The following is a 25,830-nucleotide window of genomic DNA, read 5'->3' as shown; positions in this document are numbered from 1 at the left end:
AATTTGAGGTGATTATAACAAATTAGTTATCAAACTGCAATGAATAACTATTAGATCATTTGAGCTTTGATATGTTAGAGTTATGCCGAAAGATCGAGTCTGACATTTACGAACATCATCTCGTATGACAGAAGGGGGATTACAATGAATTATTTAGCTATCGTAGGCACAAATTCGGATGTGTCCACAAACCGGACGCTACTTCAATTTATGCAAAAGCATTTTGCTAGTGAAGCCCAGATTGACTTGTTTGAAATTAAGGATTTGCCTGCTTTTATTGAAACAGATGAAATAGAGGATGCTGAAGTTGATATTCCTGGGAAGGTACAAGACGTATTAGATCAAATCTCTAAAGCGAAAGGTGTCATTATCGCTACTCCTGAGTATGATCATGCGATCCCTGCCGTGTTGAAAAGTGCGCTGGAATGGATCAGTTATACCACTCAAACCTTGAAAGACAAGCCTGTTCTGATTGTGGGTGCTTCACATGGTGCACTCGGTTCTTCCAGGGCACAAGCGCATCTTAGACAAATCCTGGATTCACCTGAGCTTGGTGCGAGAATGATGCCTAGCAGCGAGTTTCTTTTGGGAAAATCACAAAGTGCATTTGATAGCAGTGGTAATCTCATTGACGCTGACAAAGTGGCCGAGCTTGACGAAATCTTCAGGGAGTTTATTTTGTTTACTGAGATGACTACGGAACTGCTGTCAAAACGAACGTTGAAGAAAAAAACGAAAAAATTTTCCTGGCAAGAGTAGGAGGTTAACCAATGAAAATCATAGCGATCGTTGGCACAAATGCAAAGAAATCGTATAATCGCAAGCTGCTTCAGTTCATACAAAAGCATTTTTATTCCAGAGCAGCCATTGAAATCCTCGATATCACAGATGTTCCGATGTTTAATCAGTCCGATAACCAAACAAACAGTGCCATTATACAATCGTTTAATGAAAAAATTATGGCAAGTGATGGTGTCATTATTGCGACTCCAGAATATAACCATTCCATCCCTTCATCCCTTAAAAGCCTGCTGGAATGGTTGAGCTATGAAATCCATCCGCTGGCTGGCAAACCCGTGATGATCATTGGTGCGTCACAGGGAACACAAGGTTCTTCGCGTGCACAGCTGCATCTTCGTCAAATCCTGGATGCACCGGGTGTCGAAGCTAATGTGATGCCAGGGTATGAATTTTTGCTTGGCAGCGCACACAAAGCATTTGACGAATCAGGCAACCTGAACAATGAAGGAACGATTGATTTCCTGGAAACATGTTTCCTGCGTTTCCTTCGGTTTGCCAAAATCTCCAATCAGCTCAACGCAGAAGAAGAATTCACTTATAATCCCGGTGTTTATGAGATCAATGCCATAGGTCACAGTGGCAATCTTCCGATGAAGGTATCCTTTAGTGAAAATAGAATTGAAAGCATCGATATCGATTCGAAGGGTGAAACCGAAGGCATCGCCGATGTTGTTTTTATAAGAATTCCGAATAAAATTATTGAGGGACAGACGCTGAATGTAGATGCTCTCTCAGGTGCTTCTGAAACCAGTAATGCTGTCATCAATGGTGTAGCCAAAGCGGTGAAGCTTGCCGGAGTGAATCCTGACATCCTGAAAAGACGTCCAAAACCTGCTAGCAGCCAGATGAAAGATGACGAAGAATACACTTGCGATGTGGTCGTTGTAGGTGGAGGTGGCGCAGGACTCAGTGCTGCTGCTACAGCTTTACAACAAGGAGCAAGTGCGATTGTACTTGAGAAATATCCTGCTGTTGGGGGAAATACGATCCGCTCAGGTGGTCCTGTCAATGCTGCAGATCCTGTATGGCAACAACAGTTCACTGAGAATCCAGGGGAAAGACAGACGATTGAGAATTTATTAAGTACCGATGAGAGCTTGATCCATCCAGAATATGTAGATGATTTCCATGCACTCAAAGAAGAGTTCACTGCATATCAGGATAAGTTCGGTACACAAAAGGCTTGTTTATTTGATTCCCCGCTGCTTCACAGAATGCAAACGTATTTCGGGGGCAAACGAACGGACCTGAATGGAAACATGATCTATGGACAGTATGATCTGGTTAAAGTACTTACAGACCATGCCTTGGAAAGTGTGCAATGGCTTGAGGATATCGGTGTTGAATACGATAAAAGCATCGTGTTTGCTCCAGTGGGTGCCCTTTGGCGCCGTGGTCATAAACCTGTCAAAAGTTATGGTTCTGCCTTTATCATTGCACTTAGCCAATATGTAGAAGAGCATTCAGGAAAAATTATTACAGATAGCCCGGTCAAACAATTGATCATCAAAGATGGAAAAATTGCAGGTGTCATCGCAACAGGTGTCAATGGTCAGAAAATAACCATTCATGCCAAAGCCGTTGTGCTTGCCAGTGGCGGTTTTGGTGCAAATACTCAGATGCTCAAGGAATATAACACGTACTGGGGCCATATTGACGATGATATCAAAACAACGAATTCCTACGCGATGACGGGTGATGGAATATCTCTTGGTAAGAGTGCAGGAGCAGCACTGACAGGCATGGGCTTCACTCAAATGATGCCGGTAGCCGATCCGGAAACGGGCGAACTCTTCAGTGGACTGCAAGTTCCGCCTGAAAACTTTGTCATTGTTAATAAAAAGGGAGAACGATTTGTTAATGAATTCTCTGGACGAGATGTCTTAACAAAAGCGGCTATCGAGCAGGGAAGTTTATTTTACCTGATTGCGGATGATGAGATCAAGAAAACGGCAGCGAACACAAGCCAGGAAAAGATAGACCGTCAAGTCGAAGCAGGTACCTTGTTCAGAGCCGATACCCTAGAAGAACTGGCAGTGAAAATCAATATGGAACCTGAAATTCTTAGAAATACGATTAATAAATATAACTCATATGTGGATGCGGGCTTTGATCCGGAGTTCCATAAGGATACGTTCAGCTTAAAAGTAGAGAAGTCTCCATTCTACGCTACGCCTAGAAAACCGGCGGTTCACCATACAATGGGTGGTATCAAGATCGATACCCAAACTCGCGTATTGAATGAAAACGGTCAGCCGATTGCACATCTGTATGCTGCTGGGGAAGTTGCAGGTGGTATACATGCAGGCAACCGTTTAGGCGGTAATGCCTTGACTGACATATTTACTTTCGGACGAATCGCTGGTAAGACTGCTGTTGATGAGATGAACTAAAAGCCTCCCACTAAACACAAGGATTCTCGAGTGTTTAGTGGTTTTTTTTATGGTTCATAGCAAGGATATTTAATTGTTTGAAAACGCTTTAAAATTGCTGTAGACAACAGCCATGTCGGATGATATATTGTTTCTGTAAGAAACAATATTATTTCTAAGTGAAATTATAATAAACGTGTCCATGGTAGGACGGAGGAAATGATCTCTCGGAGCTTAAGCTTGGACACCACCAAAAGGACGGGATAAAGATGACCAAAAATGAAACAACGATCAAATCCTTTGACGGTACTCAGCTTTATTTTAGTAAAGATTTGGTTCGTGATGCAAAAGCCGCTGTCGTTATTGTTCACGGACTAGCTGAGCATGCAGGACGCTACGATTATTTGACAGAGAAACTGAATCAGCGCGGGTTTAGCGTGTATCGCTTCGATCATCGTGGTCATGCCAGATCGGAAGGACAGCGAACGTTCTACAGTGATTTCCACCAGATCATAGAGGATGTCAACGTTGTGGTCGAGGCGGCATTGCAAGAGAGCGACAGCACTCCACTGTATATCATCGGGCATAGTATGGGCGGTTTTGCAACCTCATCCTTTGGAACGAAATATCCAGGCAAGGTCAAAGGCATCGTACTATCCGGAGCACTCACTCGTTACAATACAAAAGTTGCCGGAGAACTGCCAATGGATCTTCCTACAGGCACGTATTTTCCGAATGAGCTGGGCAGCGGAGTATGCAGTGATCCTACAGTTGTATCCGCTTACGCGAATGACCCGCTGGTGGAAAAGCAGATCTCTGTAGATTTATTTAACAGTTTGGGAAATGGCATAACCTGGCTGAAGGAGAACGCCAAGCAGTTTACAGATCCCGTGCTTGTACTGCATGGGGACAATGATGGACTGGTCAGCGAAAAGGATTCCCGTGACTTTTACGGCGATATTGCTTCAACAGATAAAACACTCAAAATTTATGCTCATCTAATGCATGAGATATTTAATGAACCGACTCGCGATGATGTTATTGAGGAAGCAATTACATGGATTGAAAAACGGATCTGATTTCAGTAGAGTAAGAGAGAGAATCTGAATATGAAAGGGATTACGCATGAAATTAGATTGGATGGGCGACCATCGGGAACTGATTGAGAAAATTATCAAATACGGTAATGCGTACTCGAACACCTATAAGCTGCAGCGAAGTTATGGTACAGACATGATGTTCTCGGCTTCACAGATTCAGACGCTGGAATACATTCTGGAAGCCGAGGACAAAGAAGAGAAGATGTCGGAAATGGCCGCACGCCTGGGCGTAAGTCGAAGTACATTTTCCAAGAACGTGAAGAATCTGACGGAAAAAGGGCTGCTCGAAAAATTTCATTTAAGCGGTAACCGCAAAGACATATACGTCAAACCTTCGGCGAAAGGTCGCGAGGTATATGCGAAGTATACCGAATTTGTAAGGAAGCTTTGCTTTGATGAGATTTTCAAGTATGCAGATCAGATTTCAGAAGCAGATAAGCAGAACTTTGTCCGCATCATGGATTTGTTTGCCGACGTGCTCGTCTGGTATGGTGAAAAGGAACAGGAAGCGCGCAAGTTAATCAGAATTGATTCCGATTCGAGCAGCGACTAGTTTCGAGATAAAAGGGATTTTCCTCAAGGCTGTTCTGTGCCTGAAAGGGAAATTCCTTTTTGAGTCCTCTGAAACACGAACTTTGAAATTAAGGCATCAGCCCATTCCCTCCGCGAATGCCCTTCATACAGTATAAAGTGCCTTGTGTTGCAATACTGTAGAACATTTGTTCAATAGGGAGTGGGACGTGTGAAATCATCAACAAAGCTTACCGGACGGGTTATTTATAAAGGAGATCCGGGATATGAAGCGGCGCGCAAAAACTGGGACCCGCATACTGACAAATATCCTAAAGTCTTTGTATTTGCCCAAAAAACGAAAGATGTTTCTAATGCCATCAAATGGGCTCTTGAAAACAATGTACCGATCAGGCCGCGTAGTGGCAGACATGCGCTTGAGGTCAATCTTTCACAGGTTAACGGCGGAATTGTGATTGATGTGAGTGATCTGAATTCCATTAAGCTTGATAAGAAAAATGGAACCGTTGTTGTGGGGACGGGTAATCGAGTGGGAAGAATTGCGAATACCCTCGCCAAGCAAGGATTCATAGCTCCTTTTGGTGATAGCCCTACCGTAGGGATCGGTGGAATTACATTAGGTGGGGGAATCGGGCCTCTCCAGCGTACCATCGGTCTTATCAGTGATAACTTGCTTGAGGTAGAGATGGTGGATGCCAACGGAAAAGTGATTCGGGCCAATAAAAATCGTAATGCGGATCTCTTTTGGGCCTCGCGGGGAGGAGGCGGTGGTAACTTCGGAGTATACACTCGTTACAAATTCAAAGTGCGCCGTGCTCCAGCGAAGGCTACTGTATTTAAAATCACCTGGCCATGGTCTCAATTCGAAGAGGTACTTAAAGTATGGCAGAGGTGGGCTCCCTCAGTTGATACGAGACTGGGCAGCGAGTTGTCCATCGGACCGAAAAAGGGTGGCAACGTCCTTATGGAAGGGCTGTTCTTAGGCTCTAAAACAGAGGCTCTCCGTTTATTACGGCCAATTACGAGTGTTGGCACACCGACAAGTTCCATTGTTCGTTTGTTACCTTACACAGAAGTTGTGAAGTTCTTATTACAACCTGATCCGACCGAGACTCAAAGGTATAGCAACCAGTTCTCGTCCGGTTTTGGACGAAAACCATTCCCCGACAAAGCGATTAAATCGATGCGCGCATTTTTGGAGAACTTGGAAGAGGGACCAGGCGGGTTCTATTTCCTCAACTGGGGCGGAGCGGTAAGTCGCAAATCACCTAGATCAACGGCGTTCTTCTGGCGCAAAGAGAAGTTCTATGTGGAATGGACCAGTACGTGGCTCAAACCATCCCATGCCGCCAAAAATATCGCACTCGCTCGTAATACTCGCAAGAAATTGCAACCATACATTGTGGGTTCCTATATCAACGTTCCAGACCAAGGGATCAAGAATTCCGGTCCAGTGTACTATGGAGCCAACTATGCCAGACTGCGGAGAGTCAAAGCCAAGTATGACCCGAAAAATGTGTTTAACAATCCGCAAAGCATCACGCCGGCTCGGAGAGTATAATCCATTGTAACCTGTTCAATTCTGTTCAATGAGTGAAGAAACACGCCTTAATTGGCGTGTTTTTTGCTATGTATGTTAGTATGAATGCCAAAACCATAAATGAAATTAACTCATTGATATAGAAAGCAGGTACACGCCATGATCGATGTAGAGCAGTTAGCCAACACATTTGCAAGCAGTCATTATGAGATACATGAGGTCAACCGATTGGTGATTCAGTCCAGAAGTATCCTGCGTGAATTTAAAACCGAGAAGTACGGGTTTCTTTTTGTGATGCGTGGAGAAGCACGAATGACGGTCAATGGAACGAACTACGAATTACAGTCAGGGTCTGTGTTTCATGCGGCTCCTGGCATGAAGATGGATTCCCGCGTGATCAGCGAAACCGAGTATGAATACTACGCTGTATTCTATGGGGCGGACAAGATGAATGAGGAAAAAAAACAAGACGTCCACAATGCATTGAAGGTCCATTTCAAAATGGATCAGGCAGTCAATCCGAGGATCGTAGAATTATTGGCGATGTTGCAGGAACATGCTTATCATCCGGGGGGGATGGAAAAGCTTCGAGTGAAGCAACTATTTCTCAGTATCATGGTCGAGGTTCTGATGGGGTATAGGCAGCGGGAAAGTGTAACTTCTCCGAGTGAACAAGTCATTGAGGAAGCTCTGTCCTACATTAATGTCAATTACATGAATCCACTGACACTGGACGAGTTGGCAGAGACACATGGCATGAATTCCAAGCAATTTTCCTATTTTTTTCATAAGTATACGGGATTTCGACCGATTGATTATGTCATCCATCATCGGATGGAGAGGGCAAGGGATCTACTGAAGTCTGGGCATTTTCTTATCCGTGATGTTGCAATCAGTGTAGGGTATCCCAATCCGTTATATTTCAGCAGAGTTTTTAAAAATAAATTCGGTGTATCACCCTCAGCATATGTGGATCAGTTAGAAAGCCATTAATACTAATTCCAACATGTACTTGAATTAAATTAGACAATAATACATATGGAATTCGTGATTTGTGTATTCGCATGAGCGCCCATCCTTGCTATCATATTTAATGATAATGAGAATCATTATTAAAATATGTTTCCAATACGTGAACCGGCCCATCATTGGGCAGAACATATTTAGAAATGAGGGCATACAGGATGAACGAGCGTGAAGTATTTGATGTAACCATTATCGGCGGAGGACCCGCTGGTTTATTTTCGGCTTTTTATAGTGGACTGCGTGAGATGAAAACGAAAATTATTGAATTCCAGCCCTATCTGGGCGGAAAGGTACATGTCTATCCTGAAAAGATGATCTGGGATGTAGGAGGATTACAACCTGTTCCCGGTGCCCAGTTGATCGAACAGATCGTCAATCAGGGACTGACATTTCAGCCAGAGGTGGTTCTTGGAGAAAAGGTCACGTCCATATCCAAAGATGAACAGGGGTATTTTGCACTGCACACAGCCTCCACAGAGGTGCATTACTCCAAAACCGTGATCTTGGCCATTGGAGGAGGAATCCTGAAACCAATCAAACTGGAGATTGAAGGAGCAGAACGTTTTGAAGTGTCCAATCTACATTACACCGTCAAATCACTCTCCCGCTTCAAAGATAAAACGGTGCTCATTTCCGGTGGAGGGAATGCGGCGATTGATTGGGCGAATGAACTTGCATTTATTGCCAAACAAGTCTATCTGACATATCGGAAAGATACTTTGAAGGGGCATGAAGCTGAAATATCTCGTCTTGGCAACAGTTCGGTCGAGTGTCTCCTTAATACCACGATCGAGAAATTGGTCGCCACAGACGACCATCAACAGATTGAGACGGTTGTGTTGAAACGCAATGAGGATGGCGCAACGCTTGAGTTGGCAGTGGATGAGGTCATCATTAACTATGGCTATGAGCGCGATAAGGAATTGCTGGTCAACAGTCATATTCAGATCGATATGAAGGATCATTGGATTGCAGGAACTCCGGTCAGCGAGACATCCGTACCGGGCATCTATGCTGCGGGTGATATTTTGCATCATGAAGGAAAGCTTCATCTGATTGCCGGAGCGTTCCAGGACGCAGCCAATGCTGTGAACCGGGCGAAGTTGCATGTGGCACCTGATGCGAATGCACATGGGATGGTATCCTCGCACAATGACTTGTTTACTCAGAAAAATCGCGAATTAATGAAAGATTTGTACACCAAGTAATGCGGATCTGAAGTGAACGTATTTTCAAAAGAAAACTAAAAAAGCCGCCCTCGGTCATATGACCAAGAGCGGCTTCTTCACATGCCAACTACGCATGCCAGTCAATGAGCAATTAAGCTTTAACTTGTTCTCCAGCAAATACTTCAACGTTCATTGGAGCGGCCATGAATGCTGCTGCTTGTTGTACAAAAGCTTGGAAATGCGCGCTTGTGTTGTGGGAAGCTGTAGCAGCTTCATCTTTCCAGAGCTCGATCATCGTGTATTGTTGTTCGCGTTCTGTGCTTTTCGCCAGGTCATAGCTGATGTTACCTTCTTCTTGACGTGTAGCAGCAATCAGTTCTTTCGTAGCTGCGAGGAATGCTTGTTCTTGGTCCGGTTTAACTTGCAGGTGAGCGTGAATGATAATCATAATATAAAACCTCCATATAGTGTTTAATTGTTAAGAATGTATGCTTATTGACCAATTCAATCGTAACTTACAGGGAAACAGTCCCTGATATTATGCCCAAGTTGTGATTGTATCTACTGGCAGACGGTAAGAAGGGTGACCATCTTTGGCCGATTTACCGATCGAGATCAACATAACCGGTTGATAACGCTCTTTGTCCATGCCAAATGCTTCTGCAATTTGATCTTTTTCGTAACCACCGATTGGGTTGGTGTCATAACCATGAGCACGTGCAGCAAGCATCAATTGCATGGAAGCAAGACCTGCATCAATCAGGTTAACGTCGCGAAGATCGGCAGCAGGCATGTTGTCATAGTAAGGTTTAACAAATTGAACTTGTGCGTCTTTAACTTCTTGTGGCATGTAACCATGCTCTACCGCTTTGCTGAAGATCTCTTCCAGGTATTCAGCATTATTCATGTCGATGAATACGCCAACCACAGCTGCCGAAGTCAACACTTGATTTTGATTGAATTTAGCAAGAGGAGCGAGTTTTTCTTTGCCTTCAGCTGTATCTACAACGAGAAAACGCCAAGGTTGCATATTAACGGAAGAAGGTGCACGTGAAGCTTCTGCCAAAATTTCTGTCATTTCTTCACGGCTGATTTTTACCTCAGAATCGTAAAGCTTAACAGAACGGCGGCCGTAAGTAATTTCGTTAAAATCATTTGTCTTTTGGAATTTACTTTCAATTGTACTCATGGATAAATCTCTCCTCTATATATGGGTTTAGAAATTATTCTGCATACGTTCCAGGTAATCGGCGAGAGCCTGAACTTCGTCTTCACTGAAATCCTGCAAAATCTGGTTGATGAAATTGGTCTTCTCTGCTTTGTAGCCTTCAATCTGCTTCCGACCGTGGTCCATCAGACGAACAAAAGTTACCCGATTATCTTCGGGGTTCTTGCGTCTTGTAACCATCAGGTCCGCCTCAAGCTGTTTCAAGTGGCGTGTGATCGCAGCACTATCAATGTTAATGATTTTCTGCAGCATGGATTGGTTAATCTCATCGACCTGATCCAGCTCATGCAGAATTTCAAAGCGAGAGGAACTGATACCCGTACAGCGTTCGAACTTGGGACTGATTTTGTTGCCCAACACGTTCAGCAGGTTGATAATCTGTTCTTCTTTGGAAACAATACGTGTCATGACTAGACCTCCCGGGTGAATCTGAATCATGAACAACGGCGTATGTTAACCAATAATTAAAGTTGCAGTATACAATGCCATTGCCTAATGATTATTTGGATGCTCTCGATCATTGATGTATCAATAGTTGATGCCTCAATCATTGATGGCTCAATTAATATATCATGCCTTTTAATATTTTGCAACAGGTTCAGAAGAAGAGGATGATTATACCTGTATTATCCCGGTACATAAGCATTGTCGTCTGTATAGGATGTCCATCTGCATAAGTTTATATCGATTGCACAAGTTATTGAGAATTATTATCAATTGATTTATAATAAAAGGAAATGTACATAACGAGCGAACGTAACAGGTAGTTCATACAACAGCTGAGAAGGCATGAAGGTGCATCTGGATCGGAGGGTAAGTACGAAGGTTATGAATTTGAATGATCACATCAGGCTGTGGAACCATGTTTTTGTCAAAATACTGGATGTGCGCCAAAACGCTTTGCATCCTGGCGAGAAGTTGAAGAATTATCAACTGCCTGCGAGTGCCTATCTATATATCATCGACGGAAGTGCACGGATACGAATAGATCAACACAGATATATCGTGGATGGATTCCACATTGTTCATGGGGGCAAGCACGCGTACTTAAACATGGAGACGGATTCGGGCGTGGCGTATTATTTGATTTTGTACAAAGCCATTCTGGCGTTGCCCTGTGGTATGGAGATTCAGCATCTGATGGACCATGAACGTCCGTTCCAGGACCAATATGCACTTGTACCCACCCGTCCGCTGGACATGTATCAATGTATGGAGGAATTGAAACGGGAGTGGGAACAGTCCACGAAACTCGCAAAGTTACATGCTAAAACCTTATTTCATCAATGGGTATATTTTTTGTTGGAAGACATACATAGACAATCCATTCAGCCATATAAACCGGATACGGTCACACAGGCGATTGAATATATGAATGCTCATCTGCATGAACCTATAGCTCTTGATGTAATGGCAGAAGCACTGGAATGCAGTGTGGGGCACTTGTCCAGATTGTTCAAACAAAAGTTGAACATCAGTCCCATCCAATATCTTGGACAGATCCGAATGGAGAGAGCTGCACATCTTCTGGTCCATACGAATGCTACGTTGCAACAGATTGCTGAACAGGTAGGCTATCCGGATGCACATTCACTGAGTCGCAGCTTCAAAAAAATCAAAGGACTCTCCCCAATTCGTTACAAAAAAGGACTAAGCCAACGGTTAAGTAAGCCGAAAAAGGCATTGGCATTGAACCATAAGCAAGATTTGCCCAGTGTGATGCAAGAAAATGCCCTTCATCCGCTTCATTCCTCTCTATATAATGATATTGATTATCAATATCAAAAGAATGTTGGAGGGGAATTACTGATGCAAGGAAAATTCAAAATGACAGCACTAAGCATGATGCTGTGTCTTACGCTATTACTCGCGGCCTGTTCCAGTCCGGCACCGTCTGCAAGTGGTGCACAAACAGAAACCAATGCGACTACTGCACAATCGGGTAACCAGGCAGCGGAGGCAGGAAAATCGACTGCACAATCAGAGACGAGAACGGTCTCTACATTGAGAGGAGATATGGTGATCCCGGCCAATCCGCAGCGTGTTGCTTCGGATCAATATATGGGGTACCTGCTGAAACTGGGCATTATACCGGTTGGTGTACGAACATTCATGCTGAACGAAGGATGGATTGAGAAGTCGGGCATTGCTGCTGATATCATAGCGGGTATTGAGGATTTGGGAGGAGAGTTCCCGATGAATTTGGAGAAGTTAGTGTCACTTGAACCGGATCTCATCATCGGTTCCATCGATAAAAATATTGAGGATTACGAAAAGATTGCAACGACCGTCTTTTTACCTTATTGGGAAGGCGATAAAACCTCCGGTCCGCTGGATAAACTGCGGCGAATTGCTGGTGTTTTTGGAAAAGAGAAGGAAGCAGAGCAATGGATCACGACGTATGAAGAGAATATCGAAGAAACTAAGAAACAGATTGATGGAGTAATTAAAGAAGGCGAGACCGTATCAATTATACAAATAGGATACAAAGCGTTGTATGTACTTGGTGCAGAAGGAGGGAACTACGGTAGTTCTACCATCTATGAGATGTTGAAACTGCCTCCTACCCAGCAAGCACTCGATATGAAGGAAGGATTCGAGACGATTTCCCTTGAAGTGCTGCCTGATTACATGGGGGATCATATCTTCTTATACGGTTCGGGCAGCGAAGACGCCAAAGAGATCCTGAATAGTGAGGTGTGGAAACGTCTGCCTGCTGTGCAGAAAGGGCAAGTCTATGCCTATGGTTCCTTGGATGGCACAGAAGATGAGTTCGTCATGGAAGACCCGTATTCCCTGGAGTTGCAGTTGGATGCTATAAAGAATTTACTATTGGAAGGTAAAAAATAGAGTTTAATCAATTTTTAGAGAACCGGATCCAAATAGGGAAGGGACGTCAGCATGGAAGAAAATGATTGCATAAAACGACTGGAGCAACTTTATTTCACTGCTGTCCACGTCTACCATTACTCGAGCAATCCGGGGGCTGTACAGCGCAGGATCTGGAAGAGGTTCGCCATTTGCAGAATTATCGCTGGCAAGGGATCTTTGTCTATGGATAACGTTGTGCATACGGTGTCTCAAGACGAGTGGTTTTTGTTGAAGCCAGGAATGCATGTGGAGTTTCAGACGGATATGGAAGCACCTGTCCGATATCAGATCATTTTATTTTCCTGCGTGGCACTTACCCGGAGTCGGAATGCTTGGCATACCGAGGTGGTCGATTTCCCTGTTACGGGTAAGCTTCATGTTCCTTCTAATGCACGTGATATTCGGGAGATGATGGATGCCCTGGTGGGTGGAAAACACGCTTTTACGAGTCTGGAAAAGACGCGCAGAAAACATCTTTTACATCAGTTGTTGATTCAGTTGATGATTGACGTGAAAGAAGAAACCCCACCTGTAGCAGGTATGGATCGGGCACTTGAATACATGACGCATCAGTATATGAAAGACATTCGAGTCGATCAGATGGCCCGTATGGCAGGGCTTAGTGTGAATCATTTTATAAGAACGTTTAAACGGCAATTAAACATGACCCCGATCGAATATATTCTGAAACAACGTATGGCGAAGGCCAAGCAGCTGTTATTTTCTTCAGATAAAATCAAGGAAATTGCAGAGCAAGTAGGCTATCGGGACGAGCACTATTTTAGCAGAGTCTTTAAGAAGAACGAAGGTGTCGCCCCGACGTTGTATATGAAAAATAAAGTGAGTCGCATTGCCACCTTGTATTATGGATTGGACGATTATGTGATAACACTTGGTATGACGCCAGTGTCCGCATTATCCTATGGTCAGAGAGTGGCTCGACACGTTGCTGTTCCTGCGCTTCAGGCGCACAGTCATCAGGGACTTATCTTGGATAGTTTCAATCAGAACTATGACGGGTTGAGACGAGTCCAACCAGACCTGATCATTACAAGTGATCGTCTGGAGCCGAATGAATTCCTGCATCAGATCGCACCTACGGCTATGCTGGAGCACACCAACCATTTTGGCGAGAGACTTCTGTATATGGCGGACATTATGGGCCGCACTGAACAGGCTGAACAGTGGATTGATCAACATGCTGATCTAAGCCTTGTTCTTCGAGGACGTATTCAATCGAGGTGGGGGAAGCAGAGTGCCATGTTCATCAGGGTGACTTCTCATTTCTACCGAATGTATGGATTGAATAACCAGACAGGGGCTCTGTTATACGATGATCTGGGGTTTCATTTGCCACGTTATTTTCCGGAAAAAAAGTGGGCTGTGGAGACGAAAGTTGGCAATTTTCAGTTATACGATGCGGATCATATATTTGTAATGGTCGATCCCACGGAAGAGGCGCACGCTCAACTACGCCAATTGCAGCAATCCAGTGCATGGTTGGCATTAAAAGCTGTTCAAGAAGGCCGTATCTATAATGCAGGAGATATTTTCTTCAAAACGTTAGGTCCAACTGGACGCATGTGGGCCATGCGATATGTCGCAGAGCAACTCGGTGTTACCGTGCGGTGATATTGTGCAAGTGAAGAGCGTGGAATAATCCATGGCATGCTTGTTCGCTTTTCCCTACTATAATGATAATGATTATTATTATTAAATAGTAGAGGGGATTTACTACAAATGGTAAGACAGAGAGTAGCATCTATATTATTATTGACCCTGCTTGTGCTTATTCTTGCGGCATGTGGCAAGGCTTCGGAAGTAGCGGAAGAAACGCCTCAGCAACAGGATACGCCTGTGGAAGAGAGCGGTACACAAACGATCGAGCATCTTAACGGAACAGCGGTTGTACCACAAAAGATAGAACGCATGGTTGTATTATCCGCCGATTACATCGATCACATGCTAACGATTGGTGAAAAACCAGCAGGCGTTAATGTAGAAGTTCGTTATGGAGGAGATTACCTACCTTATCTTGCAGATCAGCTTGTCGGTGTTCCAACGGTGGGCTCCGCAGATAGTCCTAACCTGGAGGCTATCCTGCAGATCGATCCAGATGTTATCGTTATTGAGAGTCGAACTGCGGAGAGTACATATGAGCAGTTGGAGAAAATCGCTCCGACGATTGTACTTGGTAACGAATGGCTGGATTATGAAGATGACACAACGTATTGGACTCAGGATTTGTTGACCATTGCTGGAATGTACAATAAGGTTGATTTAGCGAAAGAAAAGATTGCAGAGGTAGAGCAACAGGCGGAGCAATTAAAGGCGAAGATCGCACAACTGGATCAGAAAAAGCTGGCTTATCTGCGTGTAAGAGAGAAGACCTTGCAAATATATGCAGCAAAAGGACATCCAACTAACACATTATTGTATCATGATCTTGGGTTTGTACCCACTGCTGTGACGCCAGCCGAACAACGCGAGGACCTGTCCATGGAAAAAATCGCGGATATTGATGCCAATTTCGTCGTTCTTGAGATTGATCCGAATGCCGAGGAGTATTTGAACAACATCAACGCAAGCTCGCTCTGGAAGGCAGTACCGGCTGTTGGTGAAGATCAGGTCTATACGACAGACTCTTTCTGGTTGTTTAAAGGCTGGGGAGCAATCGGTCGCAGCGAAATTATTAATGAAATTGAAGATATGATTCAATAGATGGGACGTTATCCAGGGCATAACCATTCAGAGATGTCGGGAACATTACAGCATTTTTTCGTGACGACGATCCGAGCGAACGGTCATGATTTCAAGTATCCTTTCCATGTGAAGGATCTGCTGGATGAAGAGAAACGAAACTCGATATTACGTGAACAGGCGATACAGCAAGGGCTCCGGCTTGGCGGCAAAGGGAGTGTGGCCGTCGGTACACTTTTTGCCAAGCGTTATTCGGTATTCGTTATGTCTGTGATCTCCGCATTCAGTCTATACGACATTCCACTTAGCATTGCAGACGATGATGTGCGGTTTGAATTGAATGGAGCAGGTGGCATGCGATATGAGACCCGGCTGGAGAAAATCTCTCTGGAGGGTGAAAAATCTGTTCAGCGCAGGTCAGAGAGTACCTTGCTCAAGAAGAAAATGCTGCTACATCTGGAACCTGTCTTGCGAGCGGTAGCTGACGGTACAGGGGCGAGTTATAACGTCATGTGGTCTTTGGTTGCACATAATGTGCAACAATTGTATGTACGTATGGTCAACGATCGGAAAATATGTAAGACGGATCAACGGCTTGCACAGATCCAGGAAGATCAAAGCATATGGCTTGACGAAGAAAATAAAAATGCATTTACGTTTGCCATGAAGCTGCATCGCTTTGATCACCCTGAGTGGCAAGGAACGCCGCTCTTGATACGGCGATATTGTTGTTTGGCTTATCAGGTTGGAGACGGCGGGCACGCACATGGTTATTGCAATAGTTGTCCGAAGCTGGATTCGGAATCCCGATTGCGTAATCTTCTACAGCAGTGAAATGACACTTTTGTAGCGCATCGTACGAATCTGTTTCAGACGATCCATGTTCTCTTCGAAACTAACGCCATTTCCGTTCACTCAAAATGAAATTCATGGCTGGTCCATTCCCGTGGATCATGATATTGCGGAATTCTTCCAATGAATCCTGCTGAACATCGACATGTTCCACAACCTGCAGCGGCTTGAGCCAGCGTCTGCGGGTTTGTTGGTTTTGGACGGGAAAGTTACTGCCTGGTGTACTGACGAGCAATTCCTGACGAACGATGATGGCACCAGGAAACGGCTGGGTCTGGTTCAGTTCGCTCATGAGAGGTGCAGCCAAATCATGATTTTGAAGTTGTATAACGTGTAACATGTTCCATAAGGGAAATTCACCGTGTTTTTCTGTCGTTAATTTGTGAGTGTATATGTTGTATGTTGTGATGGACTCATTCATATTTCGCATATAAACCGGAATCACATGTGTGTTGAGGTATTCATGATATGCTTTAAGCTTTGGCTTGGGGATATGGAAACTCAGTGCGATATAGTAGGTGTTGTCTAGGGATTTCATGATGTCTGCTCCTTATCTAAGGTTAAGTGATGCGTATTGGTTTCAATTTGTTGCGTTTTGCGCTGATTACATGAATCATATATACTTCAGGTTATTGATCAATTCATAACTGTGCGTTGGAAGGGGAAAATGATGGCTAAAGATACAGCAGCGTCGGTTAACCGGCGAAATGATATTATCTCTGCAGCAATTGATGTCTTCGCGGAAATTGGCTATTATCGTGCGACTACAGCCCAAGTGGCTGAACGGGCACAGATTTCACAGCCGTATATCTTTCGTTTTTTCAAAACCAAAGAAGCTTTATTATTAACTGCAATTGAGGTCTCGTGGACTCGGGTGATAGATTCTTTTCGAATTGTGGTGGAGACGGCGACGCCAGATCAGTTGGAGAATGATCTAATTGAAGCCTACGATAAGATTCTCGAATCTCACAAGAGCGAAATTTTGCTTCAGATGCAGGCGCAAACGATTCGGGAAGAAGTCATTCGTCAGGCCATGCAAAAAGGCATTAGTGATGTACGAGGCATGGTACTTGAAGCTTTCACCGTTGCAGGAATTGCTGAACCGCTGAAAAGAACCATGATTTTCTTAGCGATTGGGATGTTGTGTAATTTATCTACTGCATTGGATATGCCGGAGCTGAAGGATCGTTAGAGAGGGAGTTAAAGTCCCTTTTTGTATTTTAGTTATTGATCAATCACTAATTATGTTTTATATTATTTTCAGGTAAGTAATTGATCAATAATTAAATGGATGAAAGAGGTCGGTACAAGATGAAAAGAGCTATTGTGATTGGAGCCACAGGTGGAACGGGTGCGGCAATTATGGAGGAATTGATTAAACGAGGGATTCCTACAATTGCATTTGGGCGCTCCAGTCAAAAACTGGAGCAACTTGCGGTAAAGTTGGGATCTCCAAATCACCTGCAAATCGCAGTGGGAGATGCATTTCGGTCGGATGACATTATCGCTGCTTCCCAGGAAACGGATGTTATATTTCATTGTGCAAACGTCCCGTATAACGAGATGGAGAGCAGGCTGATTCCGCTGGGCGAATCCGTGATGGTGGCGGCAGAACACCTGGGTCTGAACGTGGTTGTAATAGACGGAATCTACCCTTATGGTAGAAGACAAATGAGCGAGGTAACGGAAGAACATCCGAAGCAGCCACATACCCGAAAAGGCAAGACACGACTTGCCTATGAGCAAATGTTATTCAGCAAGAGATGGAGCAAAGCTCAGGTGATGATCGTTCGTTTACCGGACTATTATGGCCCATCGGCTAATCAGGCTTCATATCTGGGTTCAACGCTTGAAGCGATAGCGAAAGGCAAGATGGCTTTTTTTATCGGAAATATGAAGGTTCCCAGAGAGTACATCTATTTACCGGATGCTGCGGTTATGGTGGTGGAGCTGGCAAGCAGGGAGACGACGTATGGACAGAACTGGAACATTCCTGGATCGGGGATCATTTCGGGTCATGAGATTGTGCGTATGGCACAGAAGGCTGCGGGGAGAAGAAAACCTGTGATGGCGTTAGGAAAAGTGGGATTGTCGCTGATTGGACTGGGTGTACCCGTTATGAAAGAAATTGTAGAGATGTTATATCTGACCGAGGAACCCCTGATCTTAAGTAGACGGAAATATGAGGAACAGATTGGCCCAGTTGTGGCAACATCTTTTGAAGAGGGAATTGCGTTGACGATTAAGGAGTTACAGGGTGAGTAGCGGAGAATATATTTTTATAGAGAAAAGTAATTGATTGATCACTAACTATGGTGGTTTCATAGGCATATTGATTAGGGGGCGCACAAAGCTAGTCCCGGGCATAGAGTGTACTATTGTAAAATGCGGAGATTTGACGTGGTGTACAAGGAGGGGGGATTTTCTTGTGAGCAGTATGTCCAAAAAGAAACGCAAAATTTCCTCAATCAGCACAGTTAAACGGAAAGCAAAAAAATTAAAAAAGCACTCTATCCCAAAGAAGAAGAGTAAATCTTGTAAGAAAAACAGATGTTCGTGCAAAAAAAAGAAAAGCCACAGGATTCCTTTCCTTCGCGGCCCACGGGGTTATCGGGGAATGAGAGGATTCACCGGGGCAACGGGAGCTACTGGAGCTACCGGGTTAACCGGAGACCCTGGGTCTCTAGGCAAAAGGGGACTAACCGGTCTAACAGGACGGACTGGAGTAACTGGAGTTACGGGTGTTACGGGTTCAACTGGAATCACGGGCAGCACCGGAATAACTGGGGTCACAGGTTCCATTGGAGTTACCGGACTGATGGGCAACACAGGTGTGACTGGAACTACCGGATTTACAGGTCCAACCGGTCCAACGGGTGATGCGGGAGCAACTGGATCTACAGGAAGCATAGGAGTTACAGGTGCAACTGGCACAGGATCGACTGGAGTCACAGGAACAACCGGCGCAACTGGAATTACCGGATTTGGTGTTACAGGCGTGACCGGTACTACAGGGAATACTGGGATAACTGGCTTTACAGGTTCAACTGGAGTTGCTGGATTAGCTGGGGCCACCGGATTCACTGGAGCAACTGGTCCAACTGGTATTGGTGTGATGGGACTAACTGGAACTACTGGTGAAACAGGAACAACGGGATCAACAGGACCGACTGGTATAACCGGTATTACTGGATTCACAGGGATCACGGGAGCAACAGGAGCAACTGGTGTCACTGGCGAGACGGGGCTAACAGGTCCGACTGGATTAACAGGTATAACGGGAAGTACTGGCGCAACAGGAACCAGAGGAACCACAGGAATTACGGGTACAACAGGAACGACTGGAGTAACCGGGACGACAGGTATTACTGGATTTACCGGCATTACGGGTGCCACTGGGGAAACGGGGATTACAGGTGCGACCGGCCCAACTGGTGAGACAGGTTTGACTGGATCTACTGGAGAAACAGGTATCACCGGAGTCACTGGTGCGACTGGACTAACTGGCGCCACTGGTGAGACGGGTGTAACAGGCGTAACAGGTACGACAGGTGTAACGGGACCAACCGGGGCGACCGGATCTACGGGAGTTACTGGCGTTACGGGCAACACAGGTGTGACTGGATTTACTGGAATTACTGGTGCTACAGGGTTAACAGGACCCACTGGTACAACTGGAGTCACCGGCGTAACCGGCACAACTGGCGTGACAGGAGCCACCGGCGAAACAGGATCGATAGGGGCAACTGGCGTAACAGGTATCACTGGTGTGACGGGAGCTACTGGAAGTACTGGTACTTCAGGGAATACAGGCGCGACTGGTATTACTGGCGAAACAGGAAGCACCGGCACAGCAGGTATTACTGGATTTACAGGAACTTCGGGTGCGACCGGTACAACTGGTGTCACCGGACTGACTGGTACTACTGGGATAACTGGATTCACAGGTGTAACCGGGGGAACCGGTCTAACTGGAGAAACTGGAACCACGGGAGTTACTGGCGTTACGGGTACTACAGGTGCGACCGGTATTACAGGGGAGACGGGTCTAACAGGAATCACAGGTACGACTGGTGTGACAGGAGCCACCGGGGGTACTGGATCAACGGGAAGTACTGGCATTACAGGGGTAATCGGTCTAACTGGAGCAACCGGTACGACAGGTATTACTGGGTTTACCGGCAGTACAGGTGCAATCGGAGCAACTGGTGCCACTGGAGATGCGGGGCTACCAGGGGTCACAGGAACGACAGGTGTGACGGGAACGACCGGCGCTACAGGCGAAACTGGAATTACAGGTACGACCGGCCCGACCGGTGAGACAGGTTTGACTGGATCTACTGGAGAAACAGGTACCGGAGTTACAGGCGTTACGGGTAACACGGGTGTAACCGGATCTACTGGAAGTACTGGTGAGACGGGGCTAACAGGAGTCACAGGACCAACTGGTGTTACCGGCACGACTGGCTTAACTGGTATTACTGGAGAAACAGGTAGCACAGGAACGACCGGATTTACTGGTGCGACCGGAGCCACTGGAGAAACGGGTCTAACAGGTATTACGGGTGAGACTGGGGTTACAGGAAGCACGGGTACTTCTGGAATAACAGGCACTACGGGGGCAACTGGATTAACTGGTGAGACGGGAGCGACAGGAAATACTGGTCTAACGGGACCCATCGGTGTAACCGGCACAAGCGGAGTCACTGGCGAAACAGGAGCAACAGGATTAACTGGCGTTACGGGTACCACTGGTGTGACCGGAGCCACAGGAACTATTGGTGTCACAGGAGTCACAGGTATAACGGGCACCACGGGAGTTACTGGAGCAACGGGCCTAACAGGGGGCACGGGCGTGACTGGTGCTACGGGAATTACTGGAACAACAGGTATTACTGGTGAAACAGGACCAACAGGTACAGCCGGTTTAACTGGCGTTACGGGAATCACTGGTGTGACCGGAGCTACTGGAAGTACAGGTGCTACAGGAACTGGAACTACAGGAGCGACGGGAAATACGGGTACATCCGGCATTACGGGGCCCACCGGCGCAACAGGACCAACCGGCACGACTGGCCAAACTGGAGTTACGGGTATCACGGGTACCACAGGCATTACCGGACTGACTGGCGCCACTGGCCTAACTGGTGTTACAGGGGAAACGGGTCTAACAGGAACTATTGGCCCAACTGGTGTTACAGGATTAACTGGAGTAACAGGACCCACGGGAATCACAGGCGTGACCGGTGCTACAGGAAGTACTGGTGAAACAGGAGTTACCGGCACGACGGGTCTAACGGGACCCACCGGGGTCACAGGCACAACCGGAGTCACTGGTGCGACTGGACTAACTGGCGCCACTGGTGTTACTGGTGAGACGGGTCTAACAGGAATTACTGGTCCAACTGGTGTAACGGGAGTAACTGGTTCTACTGGAGAAACAGGAACCACGGGCATTACAGGTACGACAGGTGTAACGGGATCAACCGGGGCGACTGGTGTGTCAGGAGCAGCGGGAATTACTGGAACAACAGGATCAACCGGCACGACTGGTTTAACTGGCGTTACGGGCACAACAGGTGCGACCGGAGCTACTGGCATCACTGGTCAGATGGGTCTAACAGGGATTACCGGCACGACTGGAGCAACAGGAAGCACGGGTACAACCGGAGTTGCTGGCGTAACTGGTGTCACAGGGGAAACGGGTCTAACAGGAATTACTGGCCCAACTGGTGTTACGGGAACTACGGGCATCACCGGACCGACTGGTGTGTCAGGACCGACTGGTATAACAGGAGCAGCGGGAATTACTGGAACAACAGGACCAACCGGCACGACTGGTTTAACTGGCGTTACGGGTACAACGGGTGCTACAGGGGCAACCGGCCCAACGGGTATTTCTGGTGAAACAGGCGCCACCGGTACTACTGGCCAAACTGGTGAGACGGGAGTAACTGGATTCACTGGGGTTACAGGTACTACAGGATTTACCGGCACGGCAGGACCAACTGGTGTTACGGGTGCAACAGGAAGCACGGGATCCACCGGAGTTACTGGCGTAACGGGTACAACTGGAATTACAGGGGAAACAGGTCTAACAGGAGTTACAGGTACGACTGGTGTTACGGGATCCACCGGGGCTACTGGAGCACCGGGAACTACGGGAGTTACTGGCGTAACTGGCGCGACTGGTGCCACTGGAGCTACAGGAAGTACAGGAACCACTGGTATAAGTGGAACTACAGGTGTTACTGGAGCAACTGGTGCGACTGGCATAACCGGAGTCACAGGTACGACTGGTGTGTCAGGGCTGACTGGGGTAACAGGATCAACCGGCACGACTGGTTTAACTGGAGTTACGGGTACAACAGGTACGACCGGAGCCACTGGGGCAACCGGAACTACGGGAGTTACTGGCGTAACCGGCGCGACTGGAGCAACGGGAAGTACGGGTACTACGGGAGCTACTGGTGTAACGGGCACAACTGGCATCACAGGGGAAACAGGTCTAACAGGAATTACTGGTCCAACTGGTGTTACGGGATTAACTGGAGCCACGGGCATTACAGGAGAGACGGGTGTAACAGGCGTTACCGGCACGACAGGACCAACCGGAGCCACTGGTGCGACTGGCATAACCGGAGTCACAGGTATGACTGGAGTTACAGGAGCAACGGGGAGTACGGGTTCCACAGGAATAGCTGGCGTAACCGGGCCGATTGGTGCTACTGGAATTACTGGTCAAACTGGTGTGACAGGATCAACCGGAGTTACTGGAGCTACGGGAGTAACTGGACTTACTGGATTCACTGGGGAGACGGGGCTAACCGGGATCACAGGTGCGACTGGACTGACTGGTGCTACTGGGATTACTGGCGTAACCGGATTTACAGGGGTTACAGGGGCAACCGGTCCAACGGGTATTACTGGTGAAACAGGAATAATCGGCACGACCGGCGTAACTGGTATTACGGGTGTGACTGGAGCTACTGGAATTACAGGCGCCACCGGCACAACTGGCCAAACTGGTGAGACAGGTGTAACAGGCGCTACCGGTACGACAGGTGTAACGGGACCAACTGGTGTCACAGGGGAAACGGGTATATCTGGGGTCACGGGTACAACAGGTACTACGGGAATTACCGGCATCACGGGAACGACTGGTGCTACTGGAATTACTGGGGTAACTGGATTTACAGGTGTTACAGGGGCAACCGGTCCAACGGGTATTACTGGTGAAACAGGAATAACCGGCATAACCGGAACTACGGGTATCACAGGTGTGACTGGAATAACCGGAGCTACTGGCGTAACGGGCACAACTGGCATCACAGGGGAAACAGGTCTAACAGGAATCACTGGTCCAACTGGTGTTACGGGATTAGCTGGAGCAACAGGAACCACGGGCATTACAGGAGAGACGGGTGTAACAGGCGCTACTGGTACGACAGGTGTAACGGGACCAACCGGAGCCACTGGCATAACCGGCCCGACTGGTTTAACTGGTGTTACCGGTACAACAGGAGCTACTGGAGCCACTGGGGTCACGGGTACTACGGGAGTTACCGGCATAACCGGAATTACGGGTATTACAGGTGTGACTGGAGCAACAGGAACCACGGGCATTACAGGAGAGACAGGTGAAACAGGAGTTACCGGCACGACAGGTGTAACGGGACCGACCGGTGCGACTGGAACCACAGGAATTACTGGTATAAGTGGAACTACAGGAGCCACAGGCACAACAGGAACTACAGGTACAACGGGTACGACTGGAGCAACAGGCGTCACCGGTACTACGGGTGTGACCGGAGCTACTGGAAGTACTGGTACTTCAGGAATTACAGGTCCGACTGGCCCAACTGGGGTTACGGGCTCAACTGGTATTACCGGCACCACGGGTATTGCTGGCGCGACCGGAGCAACTGGGGCTACAGGGATCACAGGTGTATCAGGAGCCACAGGAACAACTGGAGTTACGGGCACTAACGGACTTACTGGAGCCACAGGTACTACGGGTGCAACTGGCCCCACGGGAACAACTGGAGTTGCAGGTACCACAGGAAGCACCGGTTCAACAGGAGTTACAGGTACTAACGGACTTACTGGAGCAACAGGCACCACAGGAACAACCGGAGTTGCAGGAGCGACTGGTCTTACAGGAGCCACAGGAAGTACGGGTTCAACAGGAGTTACGGGAACCACCGGAACAGCAGGCATCACGGGTGCGACTGGTTCTACTGGTGTCACTGGGGTAACTGGGTTTACGGGTGCAACAGGGACAGCCGGAATCACAGGTCCAACAGGCCCGACTGGACCAACTGGACCAACTGGTGCTAACGGACTTACAGGAGCTACTGGCACAACCGGTGTAACTAGTGCAACCGGAGCTACGGGAGCCACAGGAGCGACAGGAATCACAGGAACTACAGGTGCCACTGGGGAAACGGGTTTGACTGGAGCCACGGGCCCAACCGGGCCCAACTTTGCAACACAAGGGTTCTCGGCCTTCCTGGCTACACTTTCGACAGCAACGAGCGCACAGTTGACGAACTGGACAACAACGAGTCCTTATTATGGTAATGCCAACTTCAACGCAACGACAGGAAATTATACCGTACCAGTGACAGGAAGATATTCCATTGTGGCGACGATAAATTATGCAACGACCGCAGCGATTGCCCTATCACTAGGTGCTGGAGTAAACCCTGCCTTTCTTGTCCAGAGGACATCACCTACGGTTACAACACTGGTTAGTGGTTTATTGCCCGTACTGAATGTAGCCGTTACACTACTGACACTGCGGGCAGTGCTGGGAAGCGGTGCAGTTACTTTGGCGGTAGAAGTGGCATTGAATGCGGGAGATGTGATTGGACTGTTCTATGCTGCAAACGGGCTGACGATTACGTTGAATCTGGGCAGTGGTGCTACGAATGGCATTGTGTGGTCTGTGCATGAGATCACCTAAAAACTTCGCAACGGTTGGAGCCTATGGACAAATTCGTAAAATTGTAATAAGTTAGTTTGAAGATATTCGAAATATCTTTTGGAAAGTGGACTAACAAGTGAGGTGGATTTCATGATTCCTATTTTGGGACGCATTAACGAATTAAGTCGAAAGCAACGCAGTAGCGTTGGTTTGACAAAAGCAGAACAAAGCGAGCAGCACGAGCTTAGAAAACAATATTTGCAGGCTATTCGAGGTCAGGTACTGACAACCATGCTGGCAGTATCCGTGGTGGACCCACTGGGTCATGACGTGACCCCTGAGAAATTAACCAATGAAAAATTGCAGCGCCGTGAACAAGCCGGCCAATAGCATTCCTTTAATAAGACAGACCAAGGTTACATCTTGGTCTGTCTTTTTTATTTTTTGCAAAAGCACCCGTCTAGAAGGAAGCGAACAAGAGAGTGAAGGTACCGTCCAGTTAGGTTCGTGCAGATTAACAAGCATGTCAGTTATTTTTAGTTTTGATGACAATAAAGCTGCCGCGAACTTCAAAATATCCCCGATAACTCATATAATAACGCTAATATATTTCAGGAATACAAGGTGAAATCATAATCCCCTCAATATAACTGACAACAAACTCACATCACAAATAATCAAAGAAAAAATAGTTCATATATGTATCTCGAA

General features: G+C 46.8%; 19 protein-coding genes. 15 read left to right on the top strand and 4 right to left on the bottom strand.

Annotated elements, in window-relative coordinates; all coding sequences use genetic code 11:
• Nucleotides 1–144 precede the first annotated feature (144 nt).
• The 7 genes from OM416_RS12750 to OM416_RS12720 all read left to right on the top strand — a co-directional run bounded on the left by OM416_RS12750 (nt 145) and on the right by OM416_RS12720 (nt 8,578).
• Nucleotides 145–759: an NADPH-dependent FMN reductase gene (locus OM416_RS12750; protein WP_264929788.1), complete on the top strand. Its 615-nt coding sequence runs from the start codon at nt 145–147 to the stop codon at nt 757–759.
• Nucleotides 760–770: 11 nt separating this feature from the next.
• Nucleotides 771–3,194, top strand: a complete 2,424-nt coding sequence (locus OM416_RS12745) for a flavocytochrome c (protein WP_264929787.1) — start codon at nt 771–773, stop codon at nt 3,192–3,194.
• 248 nt (nt 3,195–3,442) lie between these two features.
• Nucleotides 3,443–4,252, top strand: coding sequence for an alpha/beta hydrolase (locus OM416_RS12740; RefSeq protein ID WP_264929786.1), 810 nt, complete (start codon nt 3,443–3,445; stop codon nt 4,250–4,252).
• A gap of 46 nt (nt 4,253–4,298) precedes the next feature.
• Nucleotides 4,299–4,826, top strand: coding sequence for a MarR family winged helix-turn-helix transcriptional regulator (locus OM416_RS12735; RefSeq protein ID WP_264929784.1), 528 nt, complete (start codon nt 4,299–4,301; stop codon nt 4,824–4,826).
• Between the two features lie 189 nt (nt 4,827–5,015).
• Entirely contained in the window at nt 5,016–6,365 is a 1,350-nt protein-coding gene (locus OM416_RS12730) for an FAD-binding oxidoreductase (protein WP_264929783.1), read from the top strand.
• A gap of 138 nt (nt 6,366–6,503) precedes the next feature.
• A complete protein-coding gene (locus tag OM416_RS12725) occupies nt 6,504–7,337 on the top strand; it encodes a helix-turn-helix domain-containing protein (protein WP_264929781.1) in 834 nt (277 codons plus the stop codon).
• Nucleotides 7,338–7,528: 191 nt separating this feature from the next.
• Complete coding sequence (locus OM416_RS12720; RefSeq protein WP_264929780.1) at nt 7,529–8,578, top strand: NAD(P)/FAD-dependent oxidoreductase; 1,050 nt, start codon at nt 7,529–7,531, stop codon at nt 8,576–8,578.
• A gap of 112 nt (nt 8,579–8,690) precedes the next feature.
• Here the strand turns inward: OM416_RS12720 and OM416_RS12715 are convergent, their stop codons facing one another.
• The 3 genes from OM416_RS12715 to OM416_RS12705 all read right to left on the bottom strand — a co-directional run bounded on the left by OM416_RS12715 (nt 8,691) and on the right by OM416_RS12705 (nt 10,175).
• A complete protein-coding gene (locus tag OM416_RS12715) occupies nt 8,691–8,987 on the bottom strand; it encodes a putative quinol monooxygenase (RefSeq protein ID WP_169478680.1) in 297 nt (98 codons plus the stop codon).
• A gap of 90 nt (nt 8,988–9,077) precedes the next feature.
• Complete coding sequence (locus tag OM416_RS12710; RefSeq protein WP_264929779.1) at nt 9,078–9,728, bottom strand: nitroreductase family protein; 651 nt, start codon at nt 9,726–9,728, stop codon at nt 9,078–9,080.
• 27 nt (nt 9,729–9,755) lie between these two features.
• Complete coding sequence (locus tag OM416_RS12705; RefSeq protein WP_264929776.1) at nt 9,756–10,175, bottom strand: MarR family winged helix-turn-helix transcriptional regulator; 420 nt, start codon at nt 10,173–10,175, stop codon at nt 9,756–9,758.
• Nucleotides 10,176–10,562: 387 nt separating this feature from the next.
• Between OM416_RS12705 and OM416_RS12700 the strand changes: the two genes are divergently transcribed.
• The 4 genes from OM416_RS12700 to OM416_RS12685 all read left to right on the top strand — a co-directional run bounded on the left by OM416_RS12700 (nt 10,563) and on the right by OM416_RS12685 (nt 16,172).
• The gene (locus tag OM416_RS12700; RefSeq protein ID WP_319951905.1) at nt 10,563–12,617 is read left to right on the top strand and encodes an AraC family transcriptional regulator; all 2,055 of its coding nucleotides are present in this window, start codon (nt 10,563–10,565) and stop codon (nt 12,615–12,617) included.
• A 51-nt stretch (nt 12,618–12,668) separates the two neighbouring features.
• Complete coding sequence (locus OM416_RS12695; protein ID WP_264929774.1) at nt 12,669–14,270, top strand: AraC family transcriptional regulator; 1,602 nt, start codon at nt 12,669–12,671, stop codon at nt 14,268–14,270.
• A gap of 108 nt (nt 14,271–14,378) precedes the next feature.
• Complete coding sequence (locus OM416_RS12690) at nt 14,379–15,359, top strand: ABC transporter substrate-binding protein (protein WP_264929772.1); 981 nt, start codon at nt 14,379–14,381, stop codon at nt 15,357–15,359.
• A 33-nt stretch (nt 15,360–15,392) separates the two neighbouring features.
• Nucleotides 15,393–16,172, top strand: a complete 780-nt coding sequence (locus tag OM416_RS12685; protein ID WP_264929769.1) for a (2Fe-2S)-binding protein — start codon at nt 15,393–15,395, stop codon at nt 16,170–16,172.
• Nucleotides 16,173–16,233: 61 nt separating this feature from the next.
• Here OM416_RS12685 and OM416_RS12680 read toward each other — a convergent pair whose 3' ends face one another.
• Nucleotides 16,234–16,728 (bottom strand): hypothetical protein, encoded by a 495-nt coding sequence (locus OM416_RS12680; protein ID WP_264929766.1) that lies wholly within the window; start codon nt 16,726–16,728, stop codon nt 16,234–16,236.
• 132 nt (nt 16,729–16,860) lie between these two features.
• On the opposite strand from OM416_RS12680, the gene OM416_RS12675 reads away from it, so the two are divergent.
• From OM416_RS12675 to OM416_RS12660, 4 genes are all read left to right on the top strand, one after another.
• A complete protein-coding gene (locus OM416_RS12675; RefSeq protein WP_264930724.1) occupies nt 16,861–17,382 on the top strand; it encodes a TetR/AcrR family transcriptional regulator in 522 nt (173 codons plus the stop codon).
• A 119-nt stretch (nt 17,383–17,501) separates the two neighbouring features.
• Entirely contained in the window at nt 17,502–18,455 is a 954-nt protein-coding gene (locus OM416_RS12670) for an NAD-dependent epimerase/dehydratase family protein (protein WP_264929764.1), read from the top strand.
• A 352-nt stretch (nt 18,456–18,807) separates the two neighbouring features.
• Nucleotides 18,808–25,158 (top strand): beta strand repeat-containing protein, encoded by a 6,351-nt coding sequence (locus tag OM416_RS12665; RefSeq protein ID WP_264929762.1) that lies wholly within the window; start codon nt 18,808–18,810, stop codon nt 25,156–25,158.
• A 111-nt stretch (nt 25,159–25,269) separates the two neighbouring features.
• A complete protein-coding gene (locus OM416_RS12660) occupies nt 25,270–25,509 on the top strand; it encodes a DUF896 domain-containing protein (RefSeq protein ID WP_036670038.1) in 240 nt (79 codons plus the stop codon).
• Nucleotides 25,510–25,830: the final 321 nt, after the last annotated feature.

Source organism: Paenibacillus sp. LS1 (assembly GCF_026013365.1).
Taxonomy (GTDB): Bacteria; Bacillota; Bacilli; order Paenibacillales; family Paenibacillaceae; genus Paenibacillus.
Note: the sequence above shows the minus strand (reverse complement) of the source record. Positions and strands in the feature narration are given on the sequence as shown.

Coding starts and splice junctions, on each gene's coding strand:
- OM416_RS12750 (WP_264929788.1), top strand. CDS start 145: ATGAATTATTTAGCTATCGTAGGCACAAATTCGGATGTGTCCACAAAC.
- OM416_RS12745 (WP_264929787.1), top strand. CDS start 771: ATGAAAATCATAGCGATCGTTGGCACAAATGCAAAGAAATCGTATAAT.
- OM416_RS12740 (WP_264929786.1), top strand. CDS start 3,443: ATGACCAAAAATGAAACAACGATCAAATCCTTTGACGGTACTCAGCTT.
- OM416_RS12735 (WP_264929784.1), top strand. CDS start 4,299: ATGAAATTAGATTGGATGGGCGACCATCGGGAACTGATTGAGAAAATT.
- OM416_RS12725 (WP_264929781.1), top strand. CDS start 6,504: ATGATCGATGTAGAGCAGTTAGCCAACACATTTGCAAGCAGTCATTAT.
- OM416_RS12720 (WP_264929780.1), top strand. CDS start 7,529: ATGAACGAGCGTGAAGTATTTGATGTAACCATTATCGGCGGAGGACCC.
- OM416_RS12715 (WP_169478680.1), bottom strand. CDS start 8,987: ATGATTATCATTCACGCTCACCTGCAAGTTAAACCGGACCAAGAACAA.
- OM416_RS12710 (WP_264929779.1), bottom strand. CDS start 9,728: ATGAGTACAATTGAAAGTAAATTCCAAAAGACAAATGATTTTAACGAA.
- OM416_RS12705 (WP_264929776.1), bottom strand. CDS start 10,175: ATGACACGTATTGTTTCCAAAGAAGAACAGATTATCAACCTGCTGAAC.
- OM416_RS12695 (WP_264929774.1), top strand. CDS start 12,669: ATGGAAGAAAATGATTGCATAAAACGACTGGAGCAACTTTATTTCACT.
- OM416_RS12690 (WP_264929772.1), top strand. CDS start 14,379: ATGGTAAGACAGAGAGTAGCATCTATATTATTATTGACCCTGCTTGTG.
- OM416_RS12685 (WP_264929769.1), top strand. CDS start 15,393: ATGTCGGGAACATTACAGCATTTTTTCGTGACGACGATCCGAGCGAAC.
- OM416_RS12680 (WP_264929766.1), bottom strand. CDS start 16,728: ATGAAATCCCTAGACAACACCTACTATATCGCACTGAGTTTCCATATC.
- OM416_RS12675 (WP_264930724.1), top strand. CDS start 16,861: ATGGCTAAAGATACAGCAGCGTCGGTTAACCGGCGAAATGATATTATC.
- OM416_RS12670 (WP_264929764.1), top strand. CDS start 17,502: ATGAAAAGAGCTATTGTGATTGGAGCCACAGGTGGAACGGGTGCGGCA.
- OM416_RS12665 (WP_264929762.1), top strand. CDS start 18,808: ATGAGAGGATTCACCGGGGCAACGGGAGCTACTGGAGCTACCGGGTTA.
- OM416_RS12660 (WP_036670038.1), top strand. CDS start 25,270: ATGATTCCTATTTTGGGACGCATTAACGAATTAAGTCGAAAGCAACGC.